The sequence below is a fragment of the Streptomyces ficellus genome (assembly GCF_030406405.1).
Classification (GTDB): Bacteria; Actinomycetota; Actinomycetes; order Streptomycetales; family Streptomycetaceae; genus Streptomyces; species Streptomyces ficellus_B.
In genome coordinates this window covers 34,862-50,179 of sequence record NZ_JAUEPL010000015.1, presented here as the reverse complement: position 1 = coordinate 50,179, position 15,318 = coordinate 34,862, and the positions used below count along the sequence as shown (strand labels likewise).

Here is a 15,318-nt window from a genome sequence, read left to right as displayed (position 1 = left end):
CCTCAAAGAACCTCAGTGGGGTGGTGGGCGGTCCAGGGCCCGGGCAAGAGCGAGCGTTCCCGCGATCACGACCACGATGGTGGTGTGCTGATGGTCGATGAAGCGCTCCACTGGATCGTCGCTGATGGGCTGGTTGTCGCAAGGCATCATGCCGTCCTGGTGCTGCAGGTTGGCCACAAGTTGCCAGTCGTTGGGATCGGTACGGGGTACGGGCAGGCAGTCCCCGGCCATCATCAGTTCTGCCATCAGGTCCCACTGGCTGGTCTCCGCCCAGATGTCGATCCATACCGGGAGCCAGGTGGAGGCGTAGTCGGCGAGGTCTGGAGGGAGGAAGGCAGGGAGCCGTCCCCAGTCGGTGAGGTGGTAGATGGTGTGGGTGGCGTAGTAGCCGGTCACCCAGTCGATGTGCCAAGGGTCGGGTGTGGTGCCAAGCCAGGTGGCCCGGGTCAGGCTCTCCCAGTCGGGCGCTCCGTCGCCGTGGTCCAGCCGGCAGACGCGAATGGCATTGGCGACGGCGAGGCGGCGGTTAGGCAGGAGCTCTGCGGCGTGTGTGGACGGCAGGGTTACTGTGTGGGCCAGCAGCCTGGCAAGTTGTGGATGGCTGTAGCCTCCGCGAACGAAGTGAGCGTACGTCTCAAGAGGGTCTGTTTTGAGGGGGTGGTGCAGCAGCCGCTCGTAGAGCAGAGTGCCGCTTCCCAGTTGTTGCCAGCTGAAATCGAGCAATGCGCGGGCGAGGTGGAGTTCCGTTGCTCCTGCGACTCCGCTGCGGAGCACGAGCGAGGCGGCGAGGGCTGTCTCGCCCAGCGCCTTGTAGGTCTCATCGGTTTCGAAGTCGGTACTGGGCAGGCAGGAGAGCCTGCCGTGGTGACGGTTGGCGTGCAGCCAGGCAAGAGCTCGGGAGCTGACATCGTGTGCGATGCGTGCGACAGGGGTGCTCATGCGGGCTCCAGGCCGAGCAGTCGGCGGGAGATCGCCGTTTCCAGCGTGATGCGCTCGCTACCACCGAGTAGGGCGATGTGCTCCGTCAGCCGAACCACGTCCAGCGGAAGGCGGGCGTGTTCGGCCTGTAGCCAGGCCAACCAGCGAGTGATGCGTGCGGCGGTAAGGAAATCACGCCTCAGCACGGCCCGTGTGGCACCGCGGGCCAGCCCCATGGCCCCTGATCGTGCTGCCTGGTGGACTGGCCCGTCCAGCCCGGGCAGGGCCAGTGACGACAGCTGTCCCAACCGTACCGACCAGGGCACCCAGCCCTCTCGTGTGTGACCGTCCGAGCCGCCCTCCGCGGTGGGCGGGCGACGGCGGGGTGCGGCGCCGTCATACAGCGGCGGCCCGGCAGGGACCGGGGCCACCACCAGCACGTCTCCAGGGTCGACACGGGCAAGCACAGTAACCAGAGACCAGTCGACCCAAGCCCTCACCCAGGGCTCCTCACGGCCCTCGGGCGGCGCCGCAGGCGGCGGCTGGGCGGGAGGCAGAGCATTGAGTGCCATGTTGATGGCAGCCGTCTCACCGACAGGCGGGGTGCGGCCGGTCAGTACGTACGGTGCCAGGACATCCGCTCCCAGCAGACGCACCGCGCCCAGCGCCACTGCCGTCTGTTCTGCGGACTTGGCTGCGGCGTCTTCCACGTGGTTAGCGGCAATGCCCGTGTCTTCGACGTCCCGCAGGACGTCGAAGACACGGCGGGCCAAGCGGTCGGCCGACAAAGTGTAGGCCGTGCGTGACCGCTCAGTGATCACCGGCGGTCGGCTTCCTTCCGAGGGAGGTTCTTGATCAGCGCGAGCGCGATAAGGCCGGCCCCCCGGGCATCTGCCTGCAGGGGTGCCGGAGCATCGCTCAGCGGCGCTTCTGCCTGAGTCATCAGGCCTTCGAGCGTCTCCGGGTCGAGCGTGAGGCCCGTAGGCCTGACAGCCTGGCTGATCATTGTCTATTCCCTTCGATCAGGGCTGGCGCTACCACCGCAGCACCTCGGACATACCCATACCAACACAACCGGAAAGGGCTATCCATTCGACGCAGGAGCCTTGGGCGCCCTTCCTCAGATACACGGCGCACACACGCCCGCAATGGCGCCCCAACCGGAGAAACCAAAACCCGACCCGGTTAGCCCAAACGAGTGAACGCCATCATTGACGCGGCCCGCTATTCCTCTGTCCGTGATGCCCGCACTGACGCGCGGCGCCATGGCCGCCGCACTTGCCGTCATCCCGCTCACCGGAGGATCGGGACATGGTGGTGCGCGGAGCTCTGCGTACGACCGCCCGGCTCGTACATGAGGGCATGCTTCATGGGGGCCGGACCCACGTCGTGCGCCCTTCCAGGGACCTGCCCAGTGGCGATGATGACCTGGCTCCCCCTCGTGATCGAGGGCTGCATGGTGATCTCCCCGCTGCTCCCACAGCGGCTGCGGTGGTGGGCCATGAGCGCCGGCCTCCTCTTCCACCTCTCCATCGCTCTGATGATGGGCATGTGGAGTTTCGCCCTAGCCATGTCCGGCGGAATCCTCGTCCTCTGCCTGCCGCTCGGCTCAACCCTCCAGATGCGCACCACTGGAAGCGCCGGCGGCTCACCTTGTCCTGCGGGCAGGTGACCTGCTTCGCATCCCAGTTGATCGCGAAGGCTTCGCGGTGGAACATGGTGCCCTTATGGGACTGCCGGGTGCTCCCGGCCCGGATCGGTCCGACCAGGCCGACCCCGTGTTCACGGGCGACCTGCTGTTTCAGCGCGACGGAGAGGTAGCCGCCGTCGACGAAGTGCTCCTTCGACCTTCGACAGCAGGTTCCGGTGGTTCAGGCTGGCCAGGATTCCGGGAGGGCCTTGGTGTCGTGGACGGCGGCCTTGGTGGTGGTCACGTCGGTGATCACGCTCGGCGCGTCGGGGTCGCAGGTTTCGGTGAGTGGGCGAGGAAGCCCTTCCAGGGGGTCTGGCCCCGGCGCGCGTATCGGACGCTCAGGTCATAGGGCGAGACGATGGCGACGGCCGAGGGCGGCAGACCGGCGTCCTGCACCTCCCGCCACTGCGGGCGGTCCTGGGCGTCGATGCAGTAGTTCTGCACGAAGATCTGGCGCAGCGCCTGGACTTGCTCGCCGTCACGGAGGGCTGGCAGGCAGCGGTGGACGTAGCGCAGGAGCAGGCGGCGTTGCCAACGTCGCGGGTCATACGGATGGTTCAACTGCGCCGAGCAGGTTCTCGCGCGCCCACGCCTCGTGCTGGGGCCGCTGGTCCAATGCCTGCGTGTAGCGGGCGCTGGTGCGCTGCCATGGCTCGAACCCAGCTACCCACATTTCCAGGGCGTCCGCGTAGCGGATGCTGCTTTCCGTGTCGCTCGAGGTGAGGCCGAGGTGGGAGCAGACAGCCGGTAGCTCGCTACGCAGTTCGACGAATCGGCATAGCCGTGCATGGATGGTGTCCAGGGCTTTGGGGATGGCTTCCTGGACGGTGATGCCTTCTTCTTCACACAAGACCAGGACGAGGTTGTCGTACTGGCCCCGGGCAAGTTCCTTCTCCAGGGAGAAGACATCGTTGATGAAGTTGCCGAGGTCTGTGGTGATGCGACGCATCAGCATCAGCTGCGGTGAGTAGTAAGCGAGGGCCGATGGCTCAAAGGATGCGGCAGGCTCCAAGATGTCGAGAAAGGGCCCCATGAATCCGCTGCTACGGCGGATGTCCAGGTACACGTCACGCGGCGCGGGCTTCCTTCGCACCTCGCGGTTGAGGGTCTCGTGCGCTACTGCGATTAGGCCCATCTCCCAGTTCCTGGCCGCACGCCGCCACCAGGCGTCCGAGGCGCAGGCGCGCGCCTCACGCAGAACCTCTGCGAAAGCTTGATGAAGCGGCTGGTTAGCGCGCGGTACCGTCTCTCCGCCAGTGCGCACGATCTCCAGGAACGGCGTGATGGCGTTGACACACCTGCCAACGGAGGCCGACTCATCAATCTGGTCGTCCAAAAGGATCGTGACGGCCATCAGCTTGCCCACCAAATCCATGCCGCGTCCGGGGTCGGCATGCGGGTAGCTGTTGCCCACGAATCGAGCGGTGTCCCACATGCAGTACCAGGCGAACGCTTCCTCTGAGCCCGTCAGTCCCCGGTCTTTGACCCACTGCTGCACACGTCGGCCGCTGGCTTCTACAGCCGCGGCCGGGTGAGGGCGGAAGCGTAACTCGGAGACATCAATCGTCTTGGCATAGAGCATTGACCACCACCGGGTTTTGATCTCCCACAGAGGCTGACGGCTGCGGTCGCCATCGGATCGGCAGGCGCACGGAGAGGCTGGATACGTTCACTACAGCGGCAACAGCGGACAGCAACCACCCTCTGACTACAGAAAAGGCGTGAACGCGTTGAATCCTTGTGTCGGCGTACTCATTGAAGTTAAGGAGTACGCCGACAGTTACGGCCGACAGGTTTTCCAAGATCGGCTGACACGGTGGCCGGAAAGCCAACCTGCAGAAGGTGCCCGGCGGGATCAGCCCGCCCCACCACCAGGAGGACTCCGTGGCCAGCACTGCCGACGAGCCGGAACAGACCCCCTCCGTAGACCCCTCCATCACCCCCTCCGTGCCCCGACGCCAAGAGCCGGACGTTTCCGCAGGTCACACCCGGCGGTCAGGGGGTCGGCGCGTTCGCCTTCTCGCCGACCACGTTGGGGGTGCCGAGCGCTTCGGCGATCCGGTCCGCCGCCGCGCCGCCGGAGACCGGCGGAGAGGGCATCGCTGCCCGGATGGTGTCGGCGTCCAGCGCCTCCACAGCGGCCCGGCACCACTGCCAAGAAGACACGTCCGGGTCCGGGATGAGCCCGGTGTGCCGGGCCCAACTGGAAGGTGGCTGCGGGCACCTTCAGGCGCTTGGCGGCCTGGCCCTCGTCGTACTCGGTTCGTCGCATGAGATCACCTCTCGGACTGGCCATGACAGAACACATGAGATTCTGTCAATGGGAGCTGCAGTCAGGGGAGTTGGGCGCGCGCAGCTTGAACTGCGCCCGCGTACGCGAGGGAAAATCACCCGCCCGGACGCCACTGCGATCGCCGACCGAGCCGCCATCGCCGGCGTTCTCGAGGAGGTGAAGGGCGACGGGCCCACCCGGCTCCTGTGCCACGCCGTCGGCACCATCGGTGCCCGAAGCACGCCCGGGGGCGGCCGGTGTTTCCACTGCGACGGCACGAGGCTTGCCCGGCCGCTGTGGGAGTCGGCCTCATCTGCTGGGCAAGCCCAAGGGGAGCCTGGGCAAGTCGCGCCCGAACAGCGGCTTGCCCACCCTGGCCGGGCGCGCTGAGGTGATTGCGCCTGACCAGTCGCCCCGGCCGGTGCCAACACCCAGGAGGGCATGATGCGAACCTTCGAGTCAGGGGAGACGGTCGTACGGCGCCACGTACACGGCTCAGGCCGGGTGTGGAGCGAGCACGCGCGCGTCGTCGCCGACCCCAGCGAGGCCCTGGTGGCCGCCTGCCCGCCGGGAGCCGAGACTCGCTGGCCCGCGCTGTACGTCAGGGCCCGCGCGGAGGGCAACCGGGCGGTGCGCAAGGAGGCGTTCGACGCGATGGCGACCGGCACGTGGGTGCTCGCAGACGCGGTGTGGCAGGAGACCGAGCTGCTGCTGTGAAAGCCGCCGGCGGCCTGGTTCAGCATCAACGCCTTCTACACGAGCGGCGGGCTGCGGAACTGGTATGTGAACTTCGCCTCGGGACCGCCTGGACGAGTGATCGCCGTAGGCGAGCTGCTCGCCGCCGGTCGCGTCGGTGCGGCCGGGCCCGTAGACAGAGAGGGCAGCCTGCGGTCCGATGACAGGACGGGGCCCTACGGCTGCTGCCGCTTTCGCCGGGGCCTGTGCTACTCCGAGCGCGCGGGCTCCGGCGAACCCCCCGAGCCTGCCCGGGTCGCGCCGTGCGCAGCGCCGTCGTAGACAGAAGCCATGAGTGAGGAGAAGACGTCGTGGCATCCCAGTGAGATCGTGCCCGCCACTACAACAGCTGTTGCCCATCGCCGGGTTGACTGTCGTCAACCCGGCACCTGTTGCGGCTGTGGCCCAAGCGCCAGGCCAGAACTGGCGATGGAATTCCACGGCTCGCCCTACGGGAAGATCTGGCAGGACAACCGGTGCCTGACCGCGAGCCCGAACAGCTCCGCCGTCACCACCACCCCCTGCTGACTAAGAGTTGTCCCGCAACTGATCTCGGCCTGAAGGTGGTTGGTCAGGACTGGGTCCTGGGGGGCCACGGGAGCGCTCCGCCGCCACGGTCGCATCGTTCTCGTGGACTGTTCGGCTTGATCACTTGGTGTCCAAGGCGGCCCAGGATGCGACGGTGGAGACGGGCGGATCGGCCCTGGGGAAATGAGCGGCAGGATCCCCCTGGTACGCGGCACGGTGCGCCGATGTCGAAGATCAAGAAGTTCCAAGTCACCTTTGACTGCGCAGAACCTGAGCGCCTCGCTCTGTGAAGTGTTGGGGTACGTCATACCGCCGCCACCGGAGGGGTTCACTACTTGGGACGATCACAACCGCACCCTGTGCCTCCTGAAAAGCAGGGATCACGGTTCGCCTGCAGTGATCCCTCAGGCGTGGGCCCGCGCCTGTACTTCCAGCGCGTCCCCGAAGGAAAAATCGTTAAAAATCGGGTGCATCTCGATGTCCGGGTCGGCACCGGGCTCATGGGGGACGAGCGCCTCGCCGCGCTCGAAGCCGAGTGCGCACGACTGGTCGCGCTCGGCGCAACCCCCACGTGCAGACGCTGTACGCCGATGAAGAAAATGAGTCGTGCATCCCGATGCTGGACATCGAGGGCAACGAGTTCTGTATCGACTGAACGTTCTCCGTGCCGGGGAGGTGGGGAGCCACCTCCCCTGGGCCTCTCTGGTCTCGTATGGGGCGGGAGTTATCCCGCGAGGGCGAGGTTGTGCAGCCGGGCGGTGCCGAGCATGGCGGTGTGAACGCCGTCGCCTTTCAGACGGCAGTCACGAACGTGGGAGGTGTTGTGTTTCTCTTTCCAAGCTGGCAGTTCGGTCTGGCCGCGTTCACGGCGGTGCGGAATGAGCAGGCCGGTGCCCCGATAGCAGCCGTCCGCGATGACCGTGGCCCGGCCGACGGCGGCCTTCGCACACGCCTTGCAGTCATTGCGGTTGCCGGGCAGCGGCCGGCCGACGGCGACGACGAGTTGGGAGTCGGCGTCGATGACGACCTGGTGGTTGGTGGAGTACCGGTAGTTCTTCGACTGCTCCGCGATGGTGTGGTCGCGGGTCGGGACCAGGGTGCCGTCCACGATCAGCACGGCGTCCTTGCGGAACCTTCTGCGTTGCTGGAGCGCGAGCGACGGCCCGAGGTGGTCGATGACACGGTCGGCGCCGACTTCGACACCCCGAACAGCGGGGCCAGTTGGCGCAGGGTCAGTTTCGTGCGCCAGTACGCGGCCACCAGCAGCACCCGGTCCTCCAGCGGCAGGCTCCACGTCCGGCCCTTGCCGGCCCGGCTCTGCATCCTCACGCCGCAACGCGTTGACGAGCTTGCTGAACTGACGTGCGCTCAGCCCGGTGAACGGGGCTATCCAAGAGGGCTCCGACGCCGTGATCACACCAGACACGACAAGATCATCTCACCCGTGACCAGCAGCTACGGGACAGCTCTTAGGTAAGGATTGTTGACTGATGAGGAGACCGTCACGTAGGGCGCGCGAGAGAATCCAGTCGCTACCGTGCACGAGAGTCCTTGGTCTGCGGGCACCGGGCGGGGTCGCAGGTGCCGGGACGTCATCGCGAGGTAAGCTCCTCGATAAAGGCACTGAGGCCGCTGAAAAATCTTGCGATAGTGGCACCGACAGCCAGGACGGCGTGAGCCAATTCTGTAGGTGCTGTGGCGATTATGTACAACAGTATGATGAGGGCGATCCAGAAAACCAGACTATGCGGGCGGGAGAACATGAGCGTCCCCTCTTGGTTGGGCGTTACGAACCAATGAATACTCGGAGTTTATTCATTCGTGACTCGCCAGCAGAAGACAGGCAGGGAAAGCCATGGTTGGTCGGTTTCACCTACGAGATGGCTGATGCATTGTATTGCGATCTCGCCAAGATTAGTCGGCCCTCATGGTGTGGCATTTTGTGGCTCCTCGGCTTCTGTTTACGCACAGGCCGCAGGTCCAGCGTTGCGAACCGTTCATGTGACTTCTCTCCATCTGACCAGCTCGGCTCGAGGGTGTCTACCATGATATCGCTGCAGCGCATGCACGTGTTGAACGCATACCGCCAAGCACTGGAAAAAGCAAAGCGTGCACTTCGGTGTGCTTCTCGCTGGTTGACTGCGACGCCTGGATCAACTCCAGGCGCGTTTCCTTCTTAACGTGGAAGCGCTGAGCCGAGGAATCCATTCAGGTGCAGTAGTCCCGAGACCAAGGCGGCGTCAGTAGTCATGTCGTTCTCCCTACGGAGGGGCAGTGCAGGGGCGTCGTATGTCTGCAACTCAAAGGACGGAATGGGGCCACCGCGGGAGGTCAGCGGACATTGACGCTTTACCGGCTTACTACCGGCAGCACTGTTTGCGATTTCTGACTACCGGGACAGTGAAGAGCACTGGCACCGGTGAAGGGCGCTGGACATTCGCACACATAAACGTCCATAACACAGGCTGAAACGCTTTTTCACGGACGCCGGCTCACTTAGCGGTGTCGGTCCGGACCGCTCAAGGGGAGATTTTCCCTTATGGACTAGGCAGCCTTGCTGCCGGTCGCCCTTATGAAACCTGACCGGACATCGGCTCGAGCCAGTGCGGAGGACCTTGGAGCGCGGTGATGAAATTGCACCTTCTGCGGCAGGCCCAGAGCCGCGTAGTGCACGTCGCGGTTGTCCTCGAAGTCGGCGGACAGGTCGTCCCCGGGTTGTGCCATCGGTTCGCCCCACCGCCCAGAGCTCCCGTCGGTACAACGCGTCCCGCAGCGCCACCAGGACACACAGCTCTACAGGTTCCCTCGACACGACCCTTTGTCGTCCATCACCGTCGCCCGCCACTGACCGGGGACCACATCCTCCAGCGGCACCGTCTCCGCCGGGTCGAAGAACGCCCCCTCCTGCAGCGGGTGCTTCATGCACCACTTCAACAGGTCGATCGCGTCCATCACCGGCCGATAGGCGGTGTTGTTGCACTTCAACGTCAGGGCCTTCAGCAGCGGCGACAGCATCCGCCGCCAGTGCGCTGAGTACAACAATCGCAGTGCCGTGCGGAGCCGGACCTTGTCGTGGCTGCGTTACCCGCGACCTTGGCCAGAGCCTTGAGCGTCTTCTCCCCGCCGACCACCGGAAAGATCACCCGCCGCACCGTGCCGGGACCGCTTCAAGCGCGCCGCCTTCGCGACACGCAGCAGCGCCTACCGCGGACCTTCCTCAGCTCAGCGTTCAGCTCCTTGCGACCGCTCCGCACGGGAGTTGATCTTCAGCACGAGCTGATGAACAGGTCCACCAGCGAATCGGAGGTCTCCGTCTGCCGGACATCGGTCCCGGGACTGGTCGCTCGCTTGTTGAGGTATCGCCTATTCAATTCCTGCGGAGGAGTTCAGTCACTCCTTGTGTCCTCGCTCTCCGATGCGGCTGTGATGCGGCGACGACAGAGATATGCTGAGGTGAGATGCGGCTTGTGGAAGGCAGTTTTTTACCGAGCTCGCCGTTTGTACAAAGCGATAAGTGCGGCGGCGTATCCCGCCCTGTTTATACGAGTGTCTTGCAGCCGGTTGTGGTTATGGACGGCGAGCTGACGTTGAGCCATGTCGGTAAGCACTCCGCTGGCTTCTCTCGGACTCTGGGAGAGGCCGTCGAGAACTGTGAGCGCGTGCAGCGCCAACTGCTCCCGTGAGATGCTGTCGTACATGAGTTCAGTAAGGATGTCTTGCAGAACATCCCGGATAGTGTCCGCCATTTTCAGACGAGGGTAAATGCAGCGAACGGTACCCTCCAGATTGGCGATTGATTTCCCTATCATGGAAATGTTGGGAGACGTCTGTATTCCTCGACGGGTGGAGAAAACCAGCACGCTGGTCAAAGCTACCCCGAAGTTCAGCTTCTCCAAGGAGGCGTCCGTCACATGAGGCACGAACCGCGCTATATCTGAGATGAATCCCCCGACGTCACTCCAGGGCAGCGTGGTGCCGAGCTGCATCCAGGACCGCGCAAGAGCTGGTCCGTCGTTGTGAGCCATGGCAACCATGGCTCCCAGTACTGCAGCGCTCGTACTGCGGTCCAGTCGGCCGACCATGCCCCAGTCAATTATATGAGCCCTGCCGTTCGGGCTGATCAGTACGTTGCCCGGATGCGGGTCAGCGTGAAAAACGCGGTCAGTGAAGTAACTCTTCATTACGTAGGCCATCAGTTCCTTGGCCATTTTTTTCCGCTGCTTGGTGCTTAACTCATGTTCTTTCAGGCGGTTGGCGGACTGGCCATCGGCCAACGTTTGGATCAAAACGCGGGGAGTGGCTAGAATCGGCTTTGGCACCTTGATGGTCTTGTACTCGCGAGCCGTCTTTCTGGCGTCCTTCATGTTGTCGGCTTCTCGAGTGAAGTCCAACTCGTCCGCCATGGCGCGAAATACGACGTCGAGCATGGCCGCGGTATCGATGACTTCGTTGAAGCGGGGTGCCCCGCGCCCGATCACTTTGGCAACGCGGCGTAGGACCTGCATGTCACCGAGAACGGATTCGATGGATCCGGGTCGTTGAATTTTGACTACGCAGGGAGTGCCGTCCCTGCGGGTGGCACGGTACACCTGCGCCAGAGAAGCCGCCCCCAATGGCTGCTCGGTCTCGAAAGAGCTGAAGGAGGCAGGCCAGTCAGCGCCGAGCTCCTTCTCCAGCACTGCCGCGAATTGGGCGAAGGGGTGGACCGTGACTTGGTCCGTCAGCAGCGCAAGCTCCTCACGAACATAGTCAGGTACAAAGTCGGGCCGAGTCGTGAGGATCTGACCGATCTTCACGTACAGAGGGCCCAGTTGTTCCAGCGCCAGGCGGATTGCTACGGCTCGTTGCTGCTCGGCGCTTACCTCTGCCGGCCCCCCCATACGCCGCGTCCACCGGCTCTTGACCGCCCGAGACGCCTCCTGGGCGCTGAGGCGGCCAAGAATGTGCAAGGCACGGCGCCCGCGCTGCTGAGCCACCTAGACTGCCCTCCTCGTCCGGCCTTCAGCGCAGTTGGCGCAGACGTAGGTGCCCTGCGCTCCGGTCACGCCTTGCCGCGCGACTGTGCCATCTCCCGGTCGTGCTTGATGTACCGGTCCAGCTGGACCGCCAGAGCTTCAATGGCCTCGTTGTTGCGCTTGGCCCACTTCCGCGCACTGGCCTTCTTGTTCCTCTTCTTCTTCCGGCCCGTGAGTGTCCGGCGCGTGACCCTGGTCATGTCGCGGCTCGCGTCATCGGTCCGGTCGAGCAAGTCGTCGATCAGGTTCTGCCTTCGCCTTCTTCTGGCCATGTCCGGTTATCTCCCGTCGATACAGAGTGAGTGGCACCCCCCGTCGAGACACACGCTGCTGGGTGCCAGGTCCAGAACACTCCACAGAGACGCGGCGGGTAAGAGGTTCGGGAGTCCTGGACGTGAACGCGTTGAACGATCAAGGGTGACGTTCGGCTGCAGCCGCCACAGCAGCACCGTGTGCAACTGGTCCCGCAGCCGGCCTTTTTCCGGGCGACCAGGCGCCCTTGGCAGGTCATGCCCGCGCGGGAGCCAACTCGCGTGCAGCTACCGCCATTGGGTATCGGTAGTCAGGACGCACATGTCAGGCCCGGCACCTGCGGACTGCCCTCGGCCTTCAAGGTCCTGACTTGGGACAGCACGGCGAACGACGGGACAGCACGGCGAACGAACACCGTTCAGCCCGGCACTATCCCATGACAACGTCTGACGGTTGCCTATACTCAGGGCCAGCGAGCGGACAAGCCAATGGTCGCATGAAAAACTTCCGCGCCTGCAGACAGTTATGGCAATCCGACCAGCTCCCTGACTGCCTGCGTATTTGAAAGTGACATCTCGGGTAGAACGCATGCTCAAATTGAGAATCGTTTCTCCCCTTGAAGGTCCGGTCGGAGGCGATCGAGATTAGGTCTACAGCGTGGCCGCCTATATAAGTGGTCCATGGACGATCCGTATCTCTATGCTGTCGTGTCCGGTTTTCTGACACGGCAGTCTCATTCAACATGCATCGGCGCTGCCGAAGAAGGTCTACCCACCGAGAAAAGCAAGTCCAATGTGGCGCTTGGCGGGCTTGAGGTTGCGGCGGCCGGGCATGTCGCATCTCGTCCGGCCGAATGAAAGCAGCACGAGGTCAGGTGAAGTACCCCGCCGGGCGCCAGGCCTCGGCGCAGGTGGAAGGTCGTTGGCCTCTGTTCCGCGCCGCCCCACTTCGTACGCCCTCTGTGCGCGCTGCCGTCAGGTGTTCTTGCTCCGCCGTCGTGCCCCGTCCCCGTGCTGGTCCTGGCACTGGATCGCAGCCCAATGCTGCCCGCTCAGAGGAGAGACGCGTGTTGAAGAGCCTGTGCGCGACGCAGGACTGCTGTGGCGTGCCGTTCATGCTGGTACGGGCGCAGGGTCCTTCGGAGCTGGTGGAAGGCTTGTGTAGCGTGTTCCGAGCGCAGACGGGCGTAGTGGTCGAGGAAGGTGTGCCAGTGCTGGCAGGCATTTTCCAGGTGCCCTGCGTGCAGCAGAGTTTCGGCTAAGCGAGCGTGGGTGATGGCGCTGGTGCGGTGCTGGTTTTCCGGGCGCGTATTGACCGCGGATACGAGCGCTTGTGTGGCCTGACGGGCTTCCCCCAAAACCAGGAATGTCTGGGCGCGCTGGTAGTCCAGGCCGGCTCTGGGATAGGCGGTAAAGGGGCCGGCAGGGCTGCTGGCGTGCTCGTGCGCCTTCTCGGCAGCCATCAAGTCGGCGAGAGCAGCGCGTCGGTGGTGCTGGTGGCACGCCTGGGCGAAGGCCCGCTGGCTCAAAAGGAAAGAGCGGGTGGCTGGCTGGGCGTGCGGTCCCGCGATGTCTACCGCCGCGTCGGCAAGCTCCCAAGCTTGCTGGGGATACCCCAGACACACGGCCTGCAGACTCATCGCGCGCAGGGTAACCGCGTAGAGGCTTGGCGCACCTGCTTCTTGCGCAACGCTGAGCGCGACGGTGTAGTACTGCTGCGCCAGGCCCGCCTGGCCTGCGTCGTTGGTCATGCGGGCCAGAATGTGGGTCAGCTGAGCAGCAGAGACGAACAGTTCACGGCGTACGTCCTGTGCCGCGGGAGCACTCAGAACGCTGCTGACGTCATCCGCGAGGTAGGCGGCCAGGGAAGAGCGTGCGTGGGCGCCGCCGTACTGTTCGGTGAGCTCGGCGAAGAGACGGACCATATCTTGCAGCCGCTCCACGTCAAGCGGCGTCGGCTGGAAGCCGGTCCCGCGTAATCGTGGTGGTGGCATCGGCTTGGTTTTCCATTCGAGAACGGACGTGGCAGTGGCCAGGTTGTAGACCGATGCGCTGAGCACCGCTCTGCGTACGGGGTCAGCTTCTGCGCGGCACAGGGACGCAAGGCGGTGCACGGCGTCACCCTTCTCGTGAGAGTGGTGTGATAAGGGGGCCAGTGTTTGTGGGGCTTGGAGGAGGCCTGTTTCTTCGGCGGAGATCAGGCGGTTGCAGCGGCGGCTGAGGGCTGCTGCGGCTAGATCAGCCACCGGCTGGCGCGGGCGGGAGCCGGTGAGCCAGTGCGCGACCGAAGTGCGGTCGTAGCGTAGCTTCAGCCCCTGGGCCGCCCCCAGGGTGTTGACCGCCCTTGCCAGCTCCGCCCCACTCCAACGGGCTTCGGCGAGCAGCGCGGCCAGGCGCTGGTTGGGTTCGTGGCGTGCCATAGATGGTTCTCCACCTCTCGTGGGTCCGCTGTGACAGGGCTTTCAACGCGCTCACGCAGCTGATGCGGTGGATCACGTTCACTCGCTGTCGGACGGGTATTCAACGGAACACCTGTCGGGCCCGGACTGTCCAGAGCCCCCCCACATGGGTGGCCAACGGGTTACCGATCTCGTCTGGGGAGGACCGTTGACATCGACGACATCCGCGCAACAGGCCGCTGACCTGGCACGCTTGGCGCTGGCGCGAGCGCGCGACCGTGTGACACCTGCCATGCGAGCGTGCACTCGACACCTGCCGCCGCAGATGGCGACTATGGCGGGATACCACTTTGGATGGCTGGACGTACACGGTCACGCGACCAAGGCTGCGGCCGGAAAGGCGCTTCGGCCGGCTCTGGCGTTCGCCTGTGCCGAGGCGGTAGGGGGCCGAGCGGACGATGCACTAGGGCCAGGTGTGGCGGTAGAGCTCGTGCATGCATTCTCCCTGATCCACGACGACATCATCGATCGTGACCAGATGCGCCGGCACCGTCCGACGGTGTGGAAGGCGTTCGGTGTTCCTGCCGCTCTCCTGGCCGGGGACGCGCTGCTGGCCGCGGCACATCTGGAACTCACCCGACCGTCCTGCCGTCGCCCAGCGGCTTGTGTGGAGGTACTCACGCAGGCCGTCCTGGAGTTGATCGAGGGTGAGGCCACAGACGTCGCCTTCGAGAAGCGCTGTGACGTCACCCTCGCTGAATACCGGGTGATGGCCGCCGGCAAGACGGGTGCACTGATAGCCGCCGCCTGTCAGTTAGGAGCACTCGCCGCAGGCGCTGGGCCCAAACGAGCCCAGCGCTTGGCCGGCTTCGGCCACCACCTCGGCATGGCCTTCCAGATTACCGATGATCTGCTGGGTATCTTCGGTGATCCGCAAACGACCGGGAAACCGGTCGGTGGTGATCTGGTAGCACGCAAGAAGACCTATCCCGTCCTCGCGGCACTGACAGCGCGCACTGCAGCCGCCCGTCAGCTGCGGGCCTTTTACGCCGCTGAGGGTGCGCCCCGGGCTGATGACGTCGGCCAAGCCGTCAGCCTGGTGGAACAGGCCGGAGGGGCTGATGCGGCGCGGGACGCCGTGCGCCAGGAGACGCAGCAGGCGCTGGCAATCCTGAGGGAGGCCGTCGACGTGAACACCGCAGCGTACCGGGACCTGACCGCGCTCGCTGACCTGATGAGCGCGCGCACTGCCTGACCCGGTCCAAGGAGCGGCCCGATCATGGATAGCCCTTCTCCACAGCTGTACCCGGTACACGCCCCACACCCTCGTCTGCGCAGCGATGAGGTCCTGCTACTCCGGCAGGCGCACCGTCTCCGTATCAGGCCGGTACAGCCGCGTGGTCCCCAACAACTCTCGGGGCCGCAGGACACGCAGATAACCGTTGCCCGCCTATTCGGCGGGCAGAAACCGCCCGCTGGGCTTGCTGTCGCAGCTACGGGAGCCGAC

The 15,318-nt window shown here is 64.8% G+C and carries 14 protein-coding genes and 3 pseudogenes; 5 read left to right on the top strand and 12 right to left on the bottom strand.

What is annotated here, in order from left to right; translation table 11 throughout:
* Positions 1–12 precede the first annotated feature (12 nt).
* Genes QWM81_RS12785 through QWM81_RS12775 form a run of 3 tightly spaced genes read right to left on the bottom strand, consistent with a single transcriptional unit; the run spans position 13 to position 1,924 of the window.
* Positions 13–939 carry a DUF6895 family protein gene (locus tag QWM81_RS12785; RefSeq protein ID WP_290111951.1) on the bottom strand — a complete coding sequence of 309 codons (927 nt, stop codon included), beginning with the start codon at positions 937–939 and terminating at the stop codon, positions 13–15.
* Positions 936–1,739: a hypothetical protein gene (locus QWM81_RS12780; protein ID WP_290111950.1), complete on the bottom strand. Its 804-nt coding sequence runs from the start codon at positions 1,737–1,739 to the stop codon at positions 936–938. Before QWM81_RS12780 ends, QWM81_RS12785 begins: the two co-directional genes overlap by 4 nt.
* Entirely contained in the window at positions 1,736–1,924 is a 189-nt protein-coding gene (locus QWM81_RS12775; RefSeq protein WP_290111949.1) for a hypothetical protein, read from the bottom strand. The genes QWM81_RS12780 and QWM81_RS12775 overlap by 4 nt, the downstream gene beginning before the upstream one ends.
* 417 nt (positions 1,925–2,341) lie before the next feature.
* Here QWM81_RS12775 and QWM81_RS12770 point away from each other — a divergent pair, with 417 nt between their 5' ends.
* Positions 2,342–2,590, top strand: a complete 249-nt coding sequence (locus QWM81_RS12770; RefSeq protein ID WP_290111948.1) for an HTTM domain-containing protein — start codon at positions 2,342–2,344, stop codon at positions 2,588–2,590.
* 270 nt (positions 2,591–2,860) lie between these two features.
* On the opposite strand, the gene QWM81_RS12765 is transcribed toward QWM81_RS12770, so the two are convergent.
* The 3 genes from QWM81_RS12765 to QWM81_RS12755 all read right to left on the bottom strand — a co-directional run bounded on the left by QWM81_RS12765 (position 2,861) and on the right by QWM81_RS12755 (position 4,777).
* On the bottom strand, positions 2,861–3,172 hold the full coding sequence (locus QWM81_RS12765) for a hypothetical protein (RefSeq protein WP_290111947.1): 312 nt from the start codon (positions 3,170–3,172) through the stop codon (positions 2,861–2,863).
* Complete coding sequence (locus tag QWM81_RS12760) at positions 3,156–4,193, bottom strand: terpene synthase family protein (protein WP_290111946.1); 1,038 nt, start codon at positions 4,191–4,193, stop codon at positions 3,156–3,158. The genes QWM81_RS12765 and QWM81_RS12760 overlap by 17 nt, the downstream gene beginning before the upstream one ends.
* Positions 4,194–4,606: 413 nt before the next feature.
* Positions 4,607–4,777 carry a hypothetical protein gene (locus QWM81_RS12755; RefSeq protein WP_290111945.1) on the bottom strand — a complete coding sequence of 57 codons (171 nt, stop codon included), beginning with the start codon at positions 4,775–4,777 and terminating at the stop codon, positions 4,607–4,609.
* Between the two features lie 550 nt (positions 4,778–5,327).
* Between QWM81_RS12755 and QWM81_RS12750 the strand changes: the two genes are divergently transcribed.
* Positions 5,328–5,600 carry a hypothetical protein gene (locus QWM81_RS12750; protein WP_290111944.1) on the top strand — a complete coding sequence of 91 codons (273 nt, stop codon included), beginning with the start codon at positions 5,328–5,330 and terminating at the stop codon, positions 5,598–5,600.
* 467 nt (positions 5,601–6,067) lie between these two features.
* Here QWM81_RS12750 and QWM81_RS12745 read toward each other — a convergent pair whose 3' ends face one another.
* Positions 6,068–6,214, bottom strand: a complete 147-nt coding sequence (locus QWM81_RS12745; RefSeq protein ID WP_290111943.1) for a hypothetical protein — start codon at positions 6,212–6,214, stop codon at positions 6,068–6,070.
* 156 nt (positions 6,215–6,370) lie between these two features.
* On the opposite strand from QWM81_RS12745, the pseudogene QWM81_RS12740 reads away from it, so the two are divergent.
* Positions 6,371–6,801 (top strand): annotated as a pseudogene (locus QWM81_RS12740) (VOC family protein).
* Between the two features lie 69 nt (positions 6,802–6,870).
* Here QWM81_RS12740 and QWM81_RS12735 read toward each other — a convergent pair.
* The 4 genes and pseudogenes from QWM81_RS12735 to QWM81_RS12720 all read right to left on the bottom strand — a co-directional run bounded on the left by QWM81_RS12735 (position 6,871) and on the right by QWM81_RS12720 (position 11,433).
* A pseudogene (locus tag QWM81_RS12735) lies at positions 6,871–7,572 on the bottom strand (transposase family protein).
* 1,367 nt (positions 7,573–8,939) lie between these two features.
* Positions 8,940–9,197: pseudogene (locus tag QWM81_RS12730) on the bottom strand (hypothetical protein); the annotation flags it as partial.
* Positions 9,198–9,628: 431 nt separating this feature from the next.
* Entirely contained in the window at positions 9,629–11,122 is a 1,494-nt protein-coding gene (locus QWM81_RS12725; protein WP_290111941.1) for an ABC1 kinase family protein, read from the bottom strand.
* A 65-nt stretch (positions 11,123–11,187) separates the two neighbouring features.
* Positions 11,188–11,433 (bottom strand): hypothetical protein, encoded by a 246-nt coding sequence (locus tag QWM81_RS12720; RefSeq protein WP_290111940.1) that lies wholly within the window; start codon positions 11,431–11,433, stop codon positions 11,188–11,190.
* A 660-nt stretch (positions 11,434–12,093) separates the two neighbouring features.
* On the opposite strand from QWM81_RS12720, the gene QWM81_RS12715 reads away from it, so the two are divergent.
* Complete coding sequence (locus tag QWM81_RS12715) at positions 12,094–12,270, top strand: hypothetical protein (protein ID WP_290111939.1); 177 nt, start codon at positions 12,094–12,096, stop codon at positions 12,268–12,270.
* Positions 12,271–12,464: 194 nt separating this feature from the next.
* Here QWM81_RS12715 and QWM81_RS12710 read toward each other — a convergent pair whose 3' ends face one another.
* On the bottom strand, positions 12,465–13,832 hold the full coding sequence (locus tag QWM81_RS12710; protein WP_290111938.1) for an NsdA family TPR-like regulatory protein: 1,368 nt from the start codon (positions 13,830–13,832) through the stop codon (positions 12,465–12,467).
* 145 nt (positions 13,833–13,977) lie between these two features.
* Here QWM81_RS12710 and QWM81_RS12705 point away from each other — a divergent pair, with 145 nt between their 5' ends.
* Positions 13,978–15,066: a polyprenyl synthetase family protein gene (locus QWM81_RS12705; protein ID WP_353938292.1), complete on the top strand. Its 1,089-nt coding sequence runs from the start codon at positions 13,978–13,980 to the stop codon at positions 15,064–15,066.
* The last annotated feature ends 252 nt before the right edge of the window (positions 15,067–15,318 follow it).